The 13,955-nt window shown below is 69.9% G+C and carries 14 protein-coding genes and 1 pseudogene; 9 read left to right on the top strand and 6 right to left on the bottom strand.

Going from position 1 to position 13,955, the window contains the following annotated elements:
* On the top strand, positions 1-924 hold the full coding sequence (locus VGV06_10365; GenBank protein HEV2055560.1) for a type IV toxin-antitoxin system AbiEi family antitoxin: 924 nt from the start codon (positions 1-3) through the stop codon (positions 922-924).
* 329 nt (positions 925-1,253) lie between these two features.
* Here the strand turns inward: VGV06_10365 and rpmB are convergent, their stop codons facing one another.
* Positions 1,254-1,451 carry a 50S ribosomal protein L28 gene (gene rpmB, locus VGV06_10360; protein ID HEV2055559.1) on the bottom strand — a complete coding sequence of 66 codons (198 nt, stop codon included), beginning with the start codon at positions 1,449-1,451 and terminating at the stop codon, positions 1,254-1,256.
* Between the two features lie 121 nt (positions 1,452-1,572).
* Between rpmB and recG the strand changes: the two genes are divergently transcribed.
* The 6 genes from recG (at position 1,573) to VGV06_10330 (ending at position 7,043) form a co-directional block, all read left to right on the top strand.
* Entirely contained in the window at positions 1,573-3,666 is a 2,094-nt protein-coding gene (gene recG, locus VGV06_10355; GenBank protein HEV2055558.1) for an ATP-dependent DNA helicase RecG, read from the top strand.
* Complete coding sequence (gene rsmD, locus VGV06_10350; GenBank protein ID HEV2055557.1) at positions 3,666-4,220, top strand: 16S rRNA (guanine(966)-N(2))-methyltransferase RsmD; 555 nt, start codon at positions 3,666-3,668, stop codon at positions 4,218-4,220. The genes recG and rsmD overlap by 1 nt, the downstream gene beginning before the upstream one ends.
* 50 nt (positions 4,221-4,270) lie before the next feature.
* Positions 4,271-4,756, top strand: coding sequence for a pantetheine-phosphate adenylyltransferase (gene coaD, locus VGV06_10345; protein HEV2055556.1), 486 nt, complete (start codon positions 4,271-4,273; stop codon positions 4,754-4,756).
* Positions 4,757-4,765: 9 nt separating this feature from the next.
* The gene (locus VGV06_10340; GenBank protein ID HEV2055555.1) at positions 4,766-5,956 is read left to right on the top strand and encodes a pyridoxal phosphate-dependent aminotransferase; all 1,191 of its coding nucleotides are present in this window, start codon (positions 4,766-4,768) and stop codon (positions 5,954-5,956) included.
* On the top strand, positions 5,953-6,396 hold the full coding sequence (locus VGV06_10335; GenBank protein HEV2055554.1) for a carbon monoxide dehydrogenase subunit G: 444 nt from the start codon (positions 5,953-5,955) through the stop codon (positions 6,394-6,396). Before VGV06_10340 ends, VGV06_10335 begins: the two co-directional genes overlap by 4 nt.
* Before the next feature lie 149 nt (positions 6,397-6,545).
* On the top strand, positions 6,546-7,043 hold the full coding sequence (locus tag VGV06_10330; GenBank protein ID HEV2055553.1) for a hypothetical protein: 498 nt from the start codon (positions 6,546-6,548) through the stop codon (positions 7,041-7,043).
* On the opposite strand, the gene VGV06_10325 is transcribed toward VGV06_10330, so the two are convergent.
* From VGV06_10325 to VGV06_10315, 3 genes are all read right to left on the bottom strand, one after another.
* Complete coding sequence (locus tag VGV06_10325; protein ID HEV2055552.1) at positions 7,040-8,221, bottom strand: MFS transporter; 1,182 nt, start codon at positions 8,219-8,221, stop codon at positions 7,040-7,042. The two genes, VGV06_10330 and VGV06_10325, sit on opposite strands and share 4 nt — an antisense overlap.
* A gap of 57 nt (positions 8,222-8,278) precedes the next feature.
* The gene (locus VGV06_10320) at positions 8,279-9,646 is read right to left on the bottom strand and encodes an MATE family efflux transporter (GenBank protein ID HEV2055551.1); all 1,368 of its coding nucleotides are present in this window, start codon (positions 9,644-9,646) and stop codon (positions 8,279-8,281) included.
* A 63-nt stretch (positions 9,647-9,709) separates the two neighbouring features.
* A complete protein-coding gene (locus tag VGV06_10315) occupies positions 9,710-10,519 on the bottom strand; it encodes an alpha/beta fold hydrolase (GenBank protein HEV2055550.1) in 810 nt (269 codons plus the stop codon).
* A gap of 40 nt (positions 10,520-10,559) precedes the next feature.
* Between VGV06_10315 and VGV06_10310 the strand changes: the two are divergent.
* Together VGV06_10310 and VGV06_10305 are read left to right on the top strand one after the other, a co-directional pair.
* Positions 10,560-10,856, top strand: a pseudogene (locus VGV06_10310) (indolepyruvate ferredoxin oxidoreductase).
* A gap of 146 nt (positions 10,857-11,002) precedes the next feature.
* Complete coding sequence (locus VGV06_10305; protein HEV2055549.1) at positions 11,003-11,731, top strand: enoyl-CoA hydratase/isomerase family protein; 729 nt, start codon at positions 11,003-11,005, stop codon at positions 11,729-11,731.
* A 132-nt stretch (positions 11,732-11,863) separates the two neighbouring features.
* Here the strand turns inward: VGV06_10305 and VGV06_10300 are convergent, their stop codons facing one another.
* The gene (locus VGV06_10300) at positions 11,864-13,147 is read right to left on the bottom strand and encodes an MFS transporter (GenBank protein HEV2055548.1); all 1,284 of its coding nucleotides are present in this window, start codon (positions 13,145-13,147) and stop codon (positions 11,864-11,866) included.
* 3 nt (positions 13,148-13,150) lie between these two features.
* A complete protein-coding gene (locus VGV06_10295; protein HEV2055547.1) occupies positions 13,151-13,912 on the bottom strand; it encodes a CoA-transferase in 762 nt (253 codons plus the stop codon).
* Positions 13,913-13,955: the final 43 nt, after the last annotated feature.

Below are 13,955 nucleotides of genomic sequence, written 5' to 3'. Positions count from 1 at the left end.
GTGAAATTCAAGCTCGGAGGCCAGGATCAGACCTTGCTCCTAGAAGTAACTTCCGTCGGTCAGCCCAAGCAGATCCGTGAGGCTATTACCAGGCTGGGAGAGCTTCGCGCGGAGATTGACGGGGCCTACCCGGTTGCCGTCGCCCAGTACATCAGCCCCCAGGGGGCCGGGCTGCTCAAGCGAAATGGGCTGGGCTACCTCGACCTGTCCGGGAATTGCTATCTCGCCTTCGGGAATGTCCTGATCGAGAAGGAAGGAAAGCCCAACCTCAGGCCGTCCACGCGCCCGCTCAAGGCCCTCTTCGCGCCCCGGGCGACCCGAGTGGTCCGGACGCTCCTCGTCGATCCCGGCCGTCTCTGGCGGCTCGACGAGCTGGCGAAGGCCTCGCAGGTCAGCCTCGGCCACGCCCACAACGTGGTCAAGCGGCTGGGCGACCTGGCGTGGGTCGAGCGCGGCGAGCAGCAGCGTATCCACCTGAGCAAGCCGGCCGATCTGCTCGACGCATGGGTAGACGCTTACACGTATCGCCTCAATGAGATCGCGACCTACTTCTCGCCGGAGCGGATCACACGGAAGCTGGTCGGCGACCTCGCCCGCGCTGCCCAAGAGGCGGATCGGCGCTTCGCGTTCACGCTCCATGCGGGCGCGGCACTCGTGGCGCCCAATGTCCGTTTTCCGGCCATCCACTGCTACATCGAGGGTGACCCCGAGCCGGTGGCGAAGGCCCTTGGGCTGAGGCCCGGCGAGGACGAGGGCAACGTCCACCTCCTGGCGCCCTATGACCCGGGTGTCTTCCACGCGCCAATCACGAAGAGCGGGGTGCCGGTCGTGTCCCTGCCTCAGTTGTACGCGGACCTCTACCACTACGAGCGGCGGGGCCGAGAGCAGGCGGCCCACCTCCGCCGCGAGGCCATGGGTTTCTAGACGTCCACACGCGGGACCGGCCAGACGCGGGACCGGAAGGAGGTGAGCCCTCCAATGGCGAAGAAGAAGGCGAAGAAGAAGAGCGCAAAGCGGAGGAAGGCGACGAAGGGGCGGAAGCGGCACTAGCCGCGCTGCTACTAAGCCGTACGATTGCAGAGGAAAGGGGGTGACTTCCAAATGGCGAAGAAGAAGAAGGCGGCCAAGAAGAAGAAGAAGTAGTGTTTTGGGCTGGTGGGAGGTGGCGGCCTTCCACCGGCGTTTACCACGCTGCAACAGCAGGACCCGACGGGGGGCGGCAACGCCCCCCGTCGCGCGTTTTCACCTGGGCCTTACAGGACCTTGGTGACCTTGCCGGCCTTGAGGCAGCGGGTGCAGACGCGCAGTCGCTGCACGACGCCTGCCGTCCCGATCTTGCCCCGCATCGAAACGAGATTGGCCAGCCAGCGCCGCTTGGTGACATTGTGGGCGTGACTGATTTTGTGGCCGACGGACGGGCCCTTTCCACAGACGTCGCAACGCTGAGCCATGCTGACTCCTTGAGGGGATCTGCGTCTGATTTGCCGGACGCGAGGCCTTTTTATAGCATGATCGAGTGAGCGGAGCAACGACTTGACCCCTGCGAGAGGGAAACCGGGACGCGGCAGCGCGGTGACCGTGGCGGAAGCGGCGCCCGGGCCGCGGACGGCGCTCGGAGACCTCGCCGGCGTCGGCCCGCAGCGCGCCAAGGCCCTGGCCAAGCTCGGCCTCGCCACCATCGAGGACGCCCTCGTCCAACACCTGCCGCTGCGCCACGAGGACCGGAGCCGCATCATCCCGCTCGGGCGCGTCTCAGTGGGGGAGGCCCGCACCTGCGCCGGCGCCATCGCCGGCATCAGCCCGCCCCCGCGCGGGCGCCCGCGCATGCCGCTCGTCGTCATGATCCGGGACGTGAGCGGCTTCCTCAACTGCGCGTGGTTCAACCAGCCGTATCTTGCGCGCGTCTTCAAGCGCGGCCAGCGCCTGATCGTTCACGGCAAGGTCCAGCCGTACGGCCGCGGGCCGCTGCAGATGCTGGTGAAGGACTACGAGGTCGTCGAGGACGGCCCGGACGAGATGCTCCACACGGGACGCCTCGTGCCGGTCTACCCGCTCACTGAGGGGCTGACCCAGAGGCCGTTCCGGCGGCTGATGAAGCGCCTGGTGGACGGCTGGGCCGACCAGATCGACGATCCGCTGCCCGACCGCGTCCGGGTGGGGCGCGCCTTGTTGCCGCTGCCCCAGGCGATCAGGGGCGCTCACTTCCCTGAGACTTCGGTCGAGCAGGCCGCGGCCCACCGAAGGCTCGTCTTCGACGACTTCTTCCTGCTCGAGACCGGGCTCGCCATCCGCCGCCACCGCGAGGGCCGTCGCCGCGGTCTCGCGATGAATCCGCCGGGCGCGCTCGTGCGCCGCTTGCGGGCGTCCTTGCCCTACACGCTGACGGCGGCGCAGGAGCGCGTGTGGGGCGAGATCCGCACCGACATGGCCGAGCCCTATCCGATGAGCCGTCTCCTCCAGGGCGATGTCGGCTCGGGCAAGACGGTCGTCGCAGCCCTCGCCATCCTGACCGCGATCGAGTCCGGCTACCAGGCGGCGCTCATGGCACCCACCGAGATCCTGGCCGAGCAGCACATGATCACGCTCTCCCAACTGCTCGAGCCGCTGGGCGTGCGCGTGGTGCTCCTCACGGGAGCGGTCAAGGGCAAGGCGCGGCAGGCGGCCGCGGCGGCGGCGGAGACGGGAGAGACAGGGTGCGTCATCGGTACCCACGCGCTGGTGCAGGGGGGTGTGGGCTTCAAGCGGCTGGGGCTGGCCGTGATCGACGAGCAGCACCGCTTCGGCGTGGCACACCGGGCGGCGATCCGCGGCAAGGGCGAGAGCCCGGACGTCCTCGTGATGACGGCCACGCCCATCCCGCGCACGCTGGCGCTGACCGTGTACGGCGACCTCGACGTCTCGGTCCTCGACGAGCTGCCGCCCGGACGCCGGCCCGTCGTCACGGTCGCGCGCGGCGAGTCCAAGCGCCGCGAGATTTACGATTTCCTCCGCCAGCAGATCGGCGAAGGGCGACAAATCTACGTCGTCTGCCCGCTGGTCGAGGAGTCCGAGGACTCCGATCTCAGGGCCGCCACCGAGATGGCCGAGCGTCTCCAGCGCGAGGTCTTCCCGGAGCGTCGGGTCGGGCTTCTCCATGGGCGGCTGGGCTTCCAGGAGAAGGAGCGCGTCATGCGCGAGTTCAAGGAGGGCGTGGTCCACGTCCTCGTCTCCACCACCGTGATCGAGGTCGGCATCGACGTGCCCAACGCCGCGGTGATGCTGGTCGAGCACGCCGAGCGCTTCGGGCTCTCCCAGCTCCACCAGCTGCGCGGTCGGGTGGGGCGGGGGTCGTGGAAGAGCTACTGCATTCTCCTCGCAGGCTCGTCCTCGGAGGACGCGCAGCGCCGAATCGCCGCCATGACCGGGACCAACGACGGCTTCCGCATCGCGGAGGTCGACCTGGAGCTGCGCGGGCCCGGTGACTTCTTCGGCACCCGGCAGTCGGGGCTGCCCGAGTTCCGCGTCGCCGATCTCTTGAGAGACGGGGCCATGCTGGAGGAGGCGCGACGCGAGGCCTTCGCCCTCGTTCACGCCGACCCGCAGCTCATGGCATCCGAGCACCGGGGTCTGCGCGGCGCCCTCCTCGCGCGCTGGCGCGGCAAGCTCGATCTGGCGGGGATCGGCTGATGCGCGTCATCGCCGGCGCGCTCAAGGGCCAGCGCCTGACCACGCCCAAGGGGCGGACCACGCGGCCGACGGCAGACCAGGTCCGCATCGCCTGCCTCGACACGCTCATGCCCTATCTCGAGACCGGGCCCTTCCTCGACTTGTTCGCCGGCGCGGGGGGCGTCGGCATCGAGGCGCTCTCGCGCGGGGCGCCGTCGGCCTGCTTCGTGGAGCAGGACCGGCAGGCCGTGACGGCGCTCGAGGACAACATCGAACGGCTAGGCCTGACCGGCCGCGCCAGGGCTTTCAGGCAGGACGTCCTCCGCGCGCTCGAGGCGCTCGCCCGCGAAGGCGCCCGCTTCGGCGTCGTCTTCCTCGACCCGCCCTACGCCTCGGCCGACGTGGCGCCCGCTCTCGAGCGGCTCGCGCGCGGCGACTGCCTCCTGCCCGGTGCAATCGTCGTGGCGCAGCATTCGACCAAGGCGCCCCCGCCGGCCGAACCCGGTGCCCTCACGCTCTGGAAGAGCCGTCGTTTCGGGGAGACCACCTTGACTTTCTTTCGCCGCGGCGCGTAGAGTGAGCGTGGTTTTTCCAAACCTTTCGCGACATGCGAGCGGGGGACGCCGTGGGCAAGCGAGCCGTGTACCCGGGGATGTTCGATCCGATGCACAACGGGCACCTCGACCTGATCGAGCGGAGCCTGCGCATCTTCGACGAGCTGATCGTCGCCGTGGTCGCCAATCCGTCCAAGCAGCCGCTCTTTGAGGTCAAGGAGCGGCTCGAGATGATCGACGAGGCGACGGCCGGCATGGGACGCATGCGCATCACGTCCTTCGACGGGCTCCTCATAGACCTGGCGCATCGGGAGCAGGCCGACTGCATCGTCCGGGGCATCCGCGCGGTGTCGGACTTCGAGTACGAGTTCCAGATGGCGCTGATGAACCGCAAGCTCCGCCACACGGTGGAGACGGTCTTCCTCATGCCGCACGAGAAGTACACGTACATCTCTTCCCGCCTCATCAAGGAGGTCTCGTCGCTCGGCGCCGCCGTCACCGGGATGGTGCCGCCGCTGGTCGAGGAGCGGCTGAACGCGAAATTCTCCAGAAAGTAAGGTTTCCGCATGCTCGCCGACCGCCTCAAGACGCTCCAGCCTTCGCCCACGCTCGCCATGCAGGCCAGGGCCAAGGCCATGCGCGCGCAGGGCATCAACGTCATCTCCTTCGGGGCGGGGGAGCCCGACTTCGACACTCCCCGCCGCATCAAGGACGCGGCGATCCGCGCGCTCGAGAGCGGCCAGACCAAGTACACCGAGGTCGGCGGCATCCCCGAGCTGCGCGCAGCGATCTGCCACAAGCTCAAGCGCGACCTGGGCCTCGAGTACGCGCCCGACGAGGTCACCGCTTCCTGCGGCGCCAAGCACACGCTCTACAACATCGTCATGGCGCTGGTGAACCCGGGCGACGAGGTCGTGATCCCGAGCCCGTTCTGGGTGTCCTATCCCGAGCAGGTGCGGCTCCTGGGCGGCGTTCCCGTGCCCGTCGAGACGCTCGAGTCCACCGGCTTCGACCTCGATCCCGAGGCTGTCCAGCGGGCGGTGACGGCAAAGACCAGGATCCTGGTGCTCAACAGCCCTGGAAACCCGACGGGGGCGGTCTTCTCGGCGGCGGCGCTCAAGGAGGTGGGGCAGCTCGCCGTCGAGCGCGGCTTCTGGATCGTCTCGGACGAATGCTACGAGGCGCTGACCTACGAGGGGCGCCACGTCTCGATTGCGTCGCTCTCGCCGGAGATCAAGGCGCGCACCCTCGTCGTCAACACCTGCTCCAAAGCGTACGCCATGACGGGCTGGCGGCTGGGCTACGCCGCGGGCCCCAAGCTCATCATCAAGGCGATGACCGACATCCAGAGCCAGGTGACGTCGAACCCGACCTCGATCGCCCAGTGGGCGGCCGTCGAGGCGCTGGCAGGACCGCAGGATGAGGTCGCCAAGATGGCGGGCGAGTTCGACCGGCGCCGCCGCGTTATCGTGGAGGCGCTCAACGCCATCCCCGGCATCAGCTGCGTCATGCCCAAGGGCGCCTTCTACGTCTTCCCCAACGTCTCGGGGCTTTTCGGCAAGCGCTGGAAAGGCGGCACGCTCAAGGGATCCGGAGACGTCTCCGCCTTTCTCCTGGAAGAAGCCCTGATCGCCACGGTGGCAGGCGTAGACTTCGGCTCGGACGCCCACATCCGTCTCTCGTACGCGACGGGGCTCGAAACCATCAAGGAAGGCATGAGCCGGATGGCCGCGGCCGTGCGCGCGCTCGAAGGATGAAGATCGAAGGCGCCAACGACATCCCCGCCCCGCGCGAGCGCGTGTGGGCGGCCTTTCTCGATCCCGATACGCTCGCCCGCGCGCTCCCGGGCTGCGAGGGCCTGGAGGCCATCGGTCCCGGCGAGTACAAGGCGAAGATGAAGATCGGCGTCGGCGCCATCAAGGGCACGTTCGAGGGCAAGGTGCGGCTCTTCGACCTGGAGTCGCCGACCCGCTACCGGATGGCGCTCGAGGGCAGTGGCGGGCCCGGCTTCGTGCGCGGAGAGGCGGGCATGGAGCTCTCCGACGCGGACGGCGGCACGCGAGTCAGCTACAGCGCGGATGTGCAGGTGGGCGGGCTCATCGCCAGCGTCGGCCAGCGCATGCTGGGCGGCGTCAGCAAGATGATGCTGGAGCAGTTCTTCACCCGGATGACCGAGATCCTCGCCGAGGGCGGTTAGCCCGAGGTCGTCCCCTGTTTCTTTTCCGGCTGCTGCCTCTCGGCGCTCTCCTCCTGCTCGCGCAAGGCCCGGTCTCGGCGGCCACGCCGGCGGCAGCTGAATGCTCGGGCCCCGGCGGCAGCGGCCCGTCCCACTGCCTCTACCGGTCGGTGCTGCCGAGCGCGGGTATCGTCGCCGACTGCCGGAGTGACCGTGACTGCCGCGTCGGCTACTACTACGGTGGGCCCGAGCGGGCGACCTGGTTCACCCCGCCCGCCGGCATGGCCGGGCTGGGCAAGCCCGAAGTCATCTGGCACACCGCGACCTTCGCCGAGGCGCGCTTCGACTGCGGCCGGCGGTGCACCTGGAGCTACTTCTTCGAGGCCAGGCGCCACCAGCTTTCCGAGCCGCGACGGGACGTGCTCAACGCGGACTACCGGCGGCTGCTCATGGCCCAGCCGGACGGCCGCGCTCTCGCCATCCGGCAGATCTTCTCGGCGCGTGAGGTGCTCCGGATCGAGCGGGACTGGGCGCCGGGGTTCTCCCCCGGCGAGGCGATCAAGGAAATCCGCTTCGGCCCCGACGGGCGGCTGACCTTCACCTGGCTCAAGGGGCCGGGCCGGGAACGGGTGACCGAGCGCGTCTCGGTGCCGTCCCTCGCGCGCTAAACTGGCGCGGCCGCGAGCGGGCGCCGCAGCAGGAGCGTCAGCGGGAGCGTCAGGAAGACGAGCGAGCCCACAATGGCGAGGGCCAGCGGCACACCACCCCAGTCGCTGACGACGCCGTAGACCGACGGGGACAAAGCCGACGCGCCGACACCCACGGTGTAGAAGACTGCGTAGCTGCGCCCCCGCCTGTCACTGGTGACCAGGTCGGCGACGGTGCCGTAGAGGACAGACGACGTGCCGTTGAGCGCGATCCCGAGGACGGGGAGCAGCGCCAGCGATGGGCCGAGCGGCAGCCCGAGCAGCAGCAGGATGCCGGCGCCCGTCGCCGCTTCGGTGATGATCACGGTGCGGATCACGCCGAGCCGCTCAGCCAGCACGCCGCAGGCGAACTTGCCCGCCGCGCCACCCGCGAAGACCAGCATCAGCGCGAAGCCCACGGCCCGGACCGACGACCCCTTGGCGATCAGCAGGAAGGGCAGGAAGGTGAGGAAGCCCGTGCGTGTCGAGTTGTCGATCACGTGGATCACGGACAGCGCCTGGAAGCCGCGCACGTCGCGGATGCCCCAGTCGGACACCGACCGCCGCCCTCCGCCTTCCGCTGGGAGGGGGGCGTGGCCCACTCGGAGGCTAGTGAGCGCCACGAGCACAAGGACGGCGGCCACCATCCCGACCGCGGCGAAGCTCTCGACGGCCCCACGCCAGCCGAGCCACGGGACGGCGAAGGCCACCGCCGCGGGCACCACGACCTTGCCGAGATCGCCCGAGAAGTTGTACGTGCCCAGCGCCACGCGGCGGCGCCCGTCCTCGTAGGCATGCGACACGAGCGAGGACGAGAGCGGGTGCTGGACGCCCGAGCCGAGCCCCGCGGCGAGGAGACATCCCAGGAGCGCCGCATAGCCTCCCGCGAAGCCCGCCACGACGAAGCCAAGCGCCGTGGCGGCCGTCCCCGCCGCCAGGAGCCGCGCCTCGCCCCAGCGCTCCGCGAGGAGCCCTGCCGGGATCTGGAAAGCCGCCATGCCGCCGCTGTACACCGTGCGTAGCAGGCCGACCTGGGCGAAGGTCAGCCCGAACTCGCGGGCCCAGACCGGGAAGAGGACGTAGAGGATATCGGAGAAGCCGTCGTGGACGAAGTGCGTGCCGCAGGCGGTACCGAGAACGGCGCGGGCGCGGCGGCTCATGCGCCCGATTGTTTCACAGGTGCGGTGACGCGGGCAACGACCGCTCCGGCGCTCGGCCTAGCGCCAGGCGCCCCATCTGACAGCCGCGGCGATCGTGCCGCCAAGCACGACGAGGGCCGCCGCCATGGCCGCGAAGATCCCAGGCAGGCCCCAGCCGAGCCAATAGCCGCCGACCCAGCCCCCCGCCGCCGCGAGGAAGAGGCGCGCGAAACCGGCCGCGAGGGGCCAGCCGAGGCGTCCCGCGCCCTGCGAGGCGAAGTACAAAGTCAGCCCCAGGCCGAAGAAGCCGTAGACCGGGCCCACGATCCGGAGATAGCTCGCGCCCGCGGCGATCACCTCCGGGTCCGTCGTGAAGAGTCCGAGCCACGCACCCGGGAAGATGGCGGCGAAAAGGCCGATCGCGCCCGTCACGGCCGCGGCGATACCCGCGCCCGTCCACGCGATACGCTCGGCGCGCGCGATCTGCCCCGCGCCCACATTGGCGCCGACCATCGCGACCAGCGCCGAGCCCATCCCGAAGGCGAGCAGGATCTGGAGATACTCGAGCCGCGCGCCCATGCCGTAGCCGGCCAGGGCGGCTACGCCGAACGGGCCGACGAGGCCCGTCATCAGCACCACGGTCAGGTTGGTCAGGATCGTGTTGAGCGAGGCGGGAGCGCCGACGCGCAGGATCTCCCAGAAGAGCGCCCGCCGCAGCCGGAAGGCCTCCCAGGACAGCCGCACCGTGCTTCGCGGCGACAGCAGATAGGCGCCGAGCACGAGCGTCGAGGCGCCGAAAGCGATGAGATTCGCCGTCGCCGTGCCCGCCACCCCGAGCCGCGGTAACGGGCCCCAGCCCATCACCAGAGCCGGCGCCAGGCTCAGATAGATGATGGCCGAGCCGATATTGACGGCCGCCGGCAGCACCATGGTGCCCGTGCCGCGGACAATGCTCGAGAGCGTGTTGAGGAGCCAATAAACGACGGCGCCGCCGAAGATCACGCGGGAATAGGTCAACGCGGCCTCGAGGGTGGCGCCTGTCCCGCCCATGGCGCGGTACAGCGCAGGTCCCCCCCAGAGGAGCCCGGTGGTGAGCAGCGCGGACATGCCGATCGCGATCACGAGGGCGTGAGCCGCCAGCGCCTGCGCCTCGGCGCGCCTGCCGGCGCCCAGCGCGCGCGCCACGGCCGAGGCGACGCCGCCGCCCATGCCGCCGGCCGACATGGTCTGCATGAGCATGAGCAGTGGGTAGACCAGCGACACCCCCGCGAGCGCGCTCGAGCCGAGCCAGCCCACGAAGACGGCGTCGAGCGTGCCGACGGTCGCCTGGAGAATGGTGACGAAGACAGTGGGCGCGGCCAGGCGCAGCAGGGTCGGGACGACGGGGGCTTCGAGCAGCCGCTTCGTGCGGGCCGCCACGGGCCCGGCCGAGGGCGTCGAACTCATCACGGACGGATGCAGGTCAAGCGAGGTCTTTCTGGAACTCGACGCCGGCGCGGGCGCGGCGCCTCAGGCGAGGCCGGACAGGAATTCGACGACAGCGCGGTTGAACGCCACGGGCTGATCCCGGTTGGCGAAGTGGCCGGCCAGGGAGAGCAGGGCGAAGCGGGTGTGCGCGATGCGCTTCTGGATCTCTCGCATGGGTCCGAGCGAGGGGTCCTCGTCGCCGCAGACGAGGAGGGTCGGCGCCGTGATCTCGCCCAGGCGATCCGTGATGTAGTCCATCTGGAGCAGGGCCCGCAGCGCGTTGGCGTAGCCGATGGGCGTGAGCATGCGGTAGTAGTCGAAAAACTCCTTCCGCGCCGATGGGTCCAGCTTGATCCGCCCCGCCACGTTCGGGTTGGACTCGATGGCGAACTCCGCCATGGCGTCCATCCCGCCCTTGAGCGTCACCTCGATGCTCTTCGCGCGCATCACGATATTGTCCACTCCCAGCGGCAGGCCCGACGCGGAGGACGAGTCGATGATGAGGAGGGCACGCACGCGCGTGGGGTGCGCCAGCGTGAAGCGCGTCGCGATGCCCCCGCCGAGCGAGAGTCCGCCCACGACGGCCCGCTCGAGCTCGAGATGGTCCATGAGGTCGTGGAGGTCCCAGACCCAGTGGGCGAAGGTGACCTTCTTCGGGTCCTCGGGGCTGTCGGAGCGCGCGTGCCCGCGCGGCTCCCAGAGGATGAGCCGGTGGCCGGCGGAGAGCGCTCCGATATTGGGCTCCCACATGCCCGCATTGCCGCCGATGGCGTAGGCCAGCAGGACCGGCTCGCCCCGCCCGTGCTCCTCGTAGTAGACCCTGACGCCGTCGCGCGTGGTCGAGTGGGGCATGGCCGCCCTCCGGATGCGGAATGTGGTAAAAGAGGGCCCTATGGAACGGTCGTTCGCGGAGGAAGTCAAGCAGCTCCAGCTCGGGCAGGGGCAGGTCCTCCGGGGCGAGGGTATCCTCGCCATCACCAAGGCTCTCCTCCAGTCGGGCGTGTCCTATGTCGGCGGCTACCCGGGCGCGCCTGTGTCCCATCTCCTCGACGTCATGGCGGACGCCAACGAGCGCGTGCTCAAGCCCATGGGAGTCTACCTGGACGCCTCGGCCAGCGAGGCCGCCGCCGCCGCCCTCCTGGGCGCATCTATTAACTACCCCATGCGGGGGGCCGTCACCTGGAAGTCCATCGGGATCCTGGCGCCGGCCGTCGCCCGCAACCGGGCGGCCGGGAAGGGCTATGCGCGCGCCCGGGACATCGTCGGCGAGACACGCGAGAAGCTCCTCGCCGACGAAAAGGGCATCGAGTCGGCGCTCCTCGAGGCCGCGCGCTCGTGAGCGGCCACGTCACGTTGATGCGGGACGGGGCTGTGGCCACGCTCACGCTCAACCGTCCCGAGCGACGCAACTCGCTGAGCGACGCCATGCTGACCGACCTCGGGGCGGCGCTCGCCGAATTGCGGGACGACGCGGGCACGCGCGTCGTCATCCTGACGGGCGCGCCGCCAGTTTTTTCGGCCGGGGCGGACGCGCCACACGCCCGCGCCAAGACGGACGAGGAGCGCCGGCGCCTCTTCAAGGAGAACAAGAGCCAGTTCCGCAGGCTTTTCGAGCGGGCCACGGGAGCGCTCGAGACCCTTGAGCAGGCGACGATCGCGATGGTCAACGGCCACGCGGTCGGCGGCGGCTGGGGCCTGCTGCTGGCCTGCGACTTCCGTTTCGCCGCGGCCGAGGCGCAGTTCTGGATTCCCGAGGTGGACCTAGGCGTGCCGCTCGGCGTGGCTTCGACGACGCGCTTCGTCCGCTTCGTCGGCCCGACCAAGGCCAAGGAGATCATCATGGGCTGCCACCGCTACTCGGCGGCCGAGGCCCACGCCATGGGGCTCGTGACGCTCGTCGTGCCTGGTTCGGAACTCGAACAGGCCGTGAAGGACTACGCCGAGCACCTGCTCAAGAAGCCCTTCCGCGCGCTCGCCGAGGTCAAGGCGCGCATCAACGCCATCGCGTCCAACGGCATCCCCGTCGTGAACGCGATGACCGAGGGCTTCCTCGAGCGCGCCTAGCAGGCGGCCGATAAGGGCCCATCTGCTTCGTTGGCGCCCTCGGCCGCACGCTCAACGTAGAGAGACTACGCCTCCCGTGCGGCCTTCGCGCGCCGCCTCGCAGCTGGACCCTTCTCGGCCGCCTGCCGGAGGCTAGTTTCCCGGGTAGAGCTCGTGATAGATGTTGCGCCCACGGGTCTCGCGCAGGAGCAGGCTCAGCCCCGCCGCGATCAGGACGAAGACGGCGCAGAGCTTGAAGGCGCCCGCGTAGGCCGCCGCGGGGTAGACGCGCGCGCCCTCGACCATCGCGCCGGTCCAGCCGGCGTCGAGCACGCGGCCGACGTATTTCTGGGTCAGCGCGGCGCCGACGAAGCCGCCCATGTTCGAGACGGCCACGGCAGTTCCCGCGAGCTGCGGCAGGTTGACCTCGCGGGCGATCGGCCAGGTCAGCACGAACGCGCCGCCGACCGCGCCCATGCCGAAGAGGAGCGCGGCCACACCCCAGAGAGGCAGCGTCCCCGCGGTCAGCGCCAGCGCCGCCCAAAAGACGAAGAAGCACCCGGAGAGCACGGTATAGGGGAGCTTGCGCCGGCGTAGGACCCGGTCGGAGAGGTAGCCGGTGAGCGGCGCCGAGAAGAGCAGGGCGAACGCCACGAGGGAGGCGTACCCCGCGGCCTTGGTCGTCGTCAGTCCGTAGATGTCGTGGAGGAACGGCACGGCCCAGAGCATGAGGTTGCCGATCGCGGCGTAGAAGAAGAAGAAGGCGAGGAAGGGTGGCCAGGTGTGCCGGTTGGCGAGCACCTTCGCGACGCCGCGGAGCACGTGGCCGAGGCTCGGCGCCGCCGCCGTCGCGGCTGAGGCGCCCGGCGGATGATCACGGACGAAAAGGAAGCACGCGGCGCCGCCGGCGAGCGTCAGCGCGGCGATCACCGTGAACGCACCGCGCCAGCCCGCGAGGGCGACCAGCGCCGCCAGCGGCAGCGTACCCCCGAGCGCTCCGAGAATGCCGACCGTCGCCGTCACGGCCGAGAGCGTGCCGAAGTGGGAGGGCGGGAACCAGTCGGCCGCGATCTTGAGGCACCCAATGAAGGTGACCGTCGCGCCCGCGCCGACGAGGAAGCGCCCGGTCATGAGCGCGCCCTGCGAGGCGGCGAGCCCCATCGCGAGAGAGCCCAGCGCCATGACGGCGCTGCCTGCGGCGACCACGCGGCGGACACCGAAGCCGTCGATGAGGACACCGGCCGGGATCATGAAGGCCGCGTACGAGTAGAAGTACATCGCGGAGAGGAGCCCGACGATCTCGCCGGTCGCGCCGAAGGCCTGCATGATCTCCTTGACGATGACGCCGGGGGCGACGCGGTGCAGGAACGCGAAGAAGAAGACGAAAGCGGGGATGCCCCACATGATCCAGCGGAGACGGGCGGGCGACTGCTCCACGCGCTAGCGGGTCCAGAAGCCCGCGGGGTCGCAGGCGCGCACGATCTCGAGCTCCGCTGCCGTCGGTATCGCCGTTTGGCGGCAGCCGTCCGCCACGCGCAGATCCCAGCCTGTCGCGGCTCGCACCGACTCGGCGCTCTGCCCCCGGTGCCAGGAGGCGAGGACCATCTCGCGGGTCTTGGGGTCGAAGCGATAGACGCCGAGCGTCGTGATGACCGCGGCCGGACCGCCGCCCGGCAGCCCCACGCGCTCGCGCCAGCCGGCGCCGTCGCCAAAGCCCGGCGAGGTGATGAAGTCCACGCGCTCTTTGAAGCGGTGCTTCTCCTGCGGCATGATGACCACGAAGCGCTTAGCCAGGCTCGCGATGTCCGCGCCGCCGCCGCTGCCGGGCAGCCGGACTTTCGGCATGCGCCAGTCGCCGACGTAGTTGGTGTTGAGGTTGCCGTGCTTATCGATCTCGGCGCCGCCGATGAAGCCAAGATCCACCAGCCCCTGCTGGAGGAGCGACATGATCTCGAGCGTGCCTGTGGACCAGAGCGCGCCCGGGATATTCGGCGTGTCGCTCATGGTCATGAGGGTCTCCGGCGCCGGCTGGTCGCGCACGATGCCGTTCTCGAAGAGGCCAATCGCGCCGGGGGCGTGCGTGCGCTTGGCAAAGGCGAAGGCCAGGAGAGGCAGCCGCATGCCGACGAAGGCCAGGTCGCCGTCGCGGATCTCGCGCCCCGCGGCGATGACCATCAGCTCGCGATCGGTGTACTCCGGCATGGGTTATCTCAGCCCTCGCCTCACATCGACCTGGGCCTTTGGC

This window comes from Candidatus Methylomirabilota bacterium (assembly GCA_035936835.1).
Taxonomy (GTDB): domain Bacteria; phylum Methylomirabilota; class Methylomirabilia; order Rokubacteriales; family CSP1-6; genus AR37.
The sequence above is the reverse complement of the archived record's forward strand: the minus strand, read 5'-3'. Positions and strand labels throughout refer to the sequence as shown.

Bases quoted from the DNA above. Each gene is read 5' to 3' on its own strand.
- rpmB (HEV2055559.1), bottom strand. From the start codon at position 1,451: ATGGCTCAGCGTTGCGACGTCTGTGGAAAGGGCCCGTCCGTCGGCCAC.
- rsmD (HEV2055557.1), top strand. From the start codon at position 3,666: ATGCGCGTCATCGCCGGCGCGCTCAAGGGCCAGCGCCTGACCACGCCC.
- VGV06_10340 (HEV2055555.1), top strand. From the start codon at position 4,766: ATGCTCGCCGACCGCCTCAAGACGCTCCAGCCTTCGCCCACGCTCGCC.
- VGV06_10335 (HEV2055554.1), top strand. From the start codon at position 5,953: ATGAAGATCGAAGGCGCCAACGACATCCCCGCCCCGCGCGAGCGCGTG.
- VGV06_10325 (HEV2055552.1), bottom strand. From the start codon at position 8,221: ATGAGCCGCCGCGCCCGCGCCGTTCTCGGTACCGCCTGCGGCACGCAC.
- VGV06_10320 (HEV2055551.1), bottom strand. From the start codon at position 9,646: ATGAGTTCGACGCCCTCGGCCGGGCCCGTGGCGGCCCGCACGAAGCGG.
- VGV06_10315 (HEV2055550.1), bottom strand. From the start codon at position 10,519: ATGCCCCACTCGACCACGCGCGACGGCGTCAGGGTCTACTACGAGGAG.
- VGV06_10295 (HEV2055547.1), bottom strand. From the start codon at position 13,912: ATGCCGGAGTACACCGATCGCGAGCTGATGGTCATCGCCGCGGGGCGC.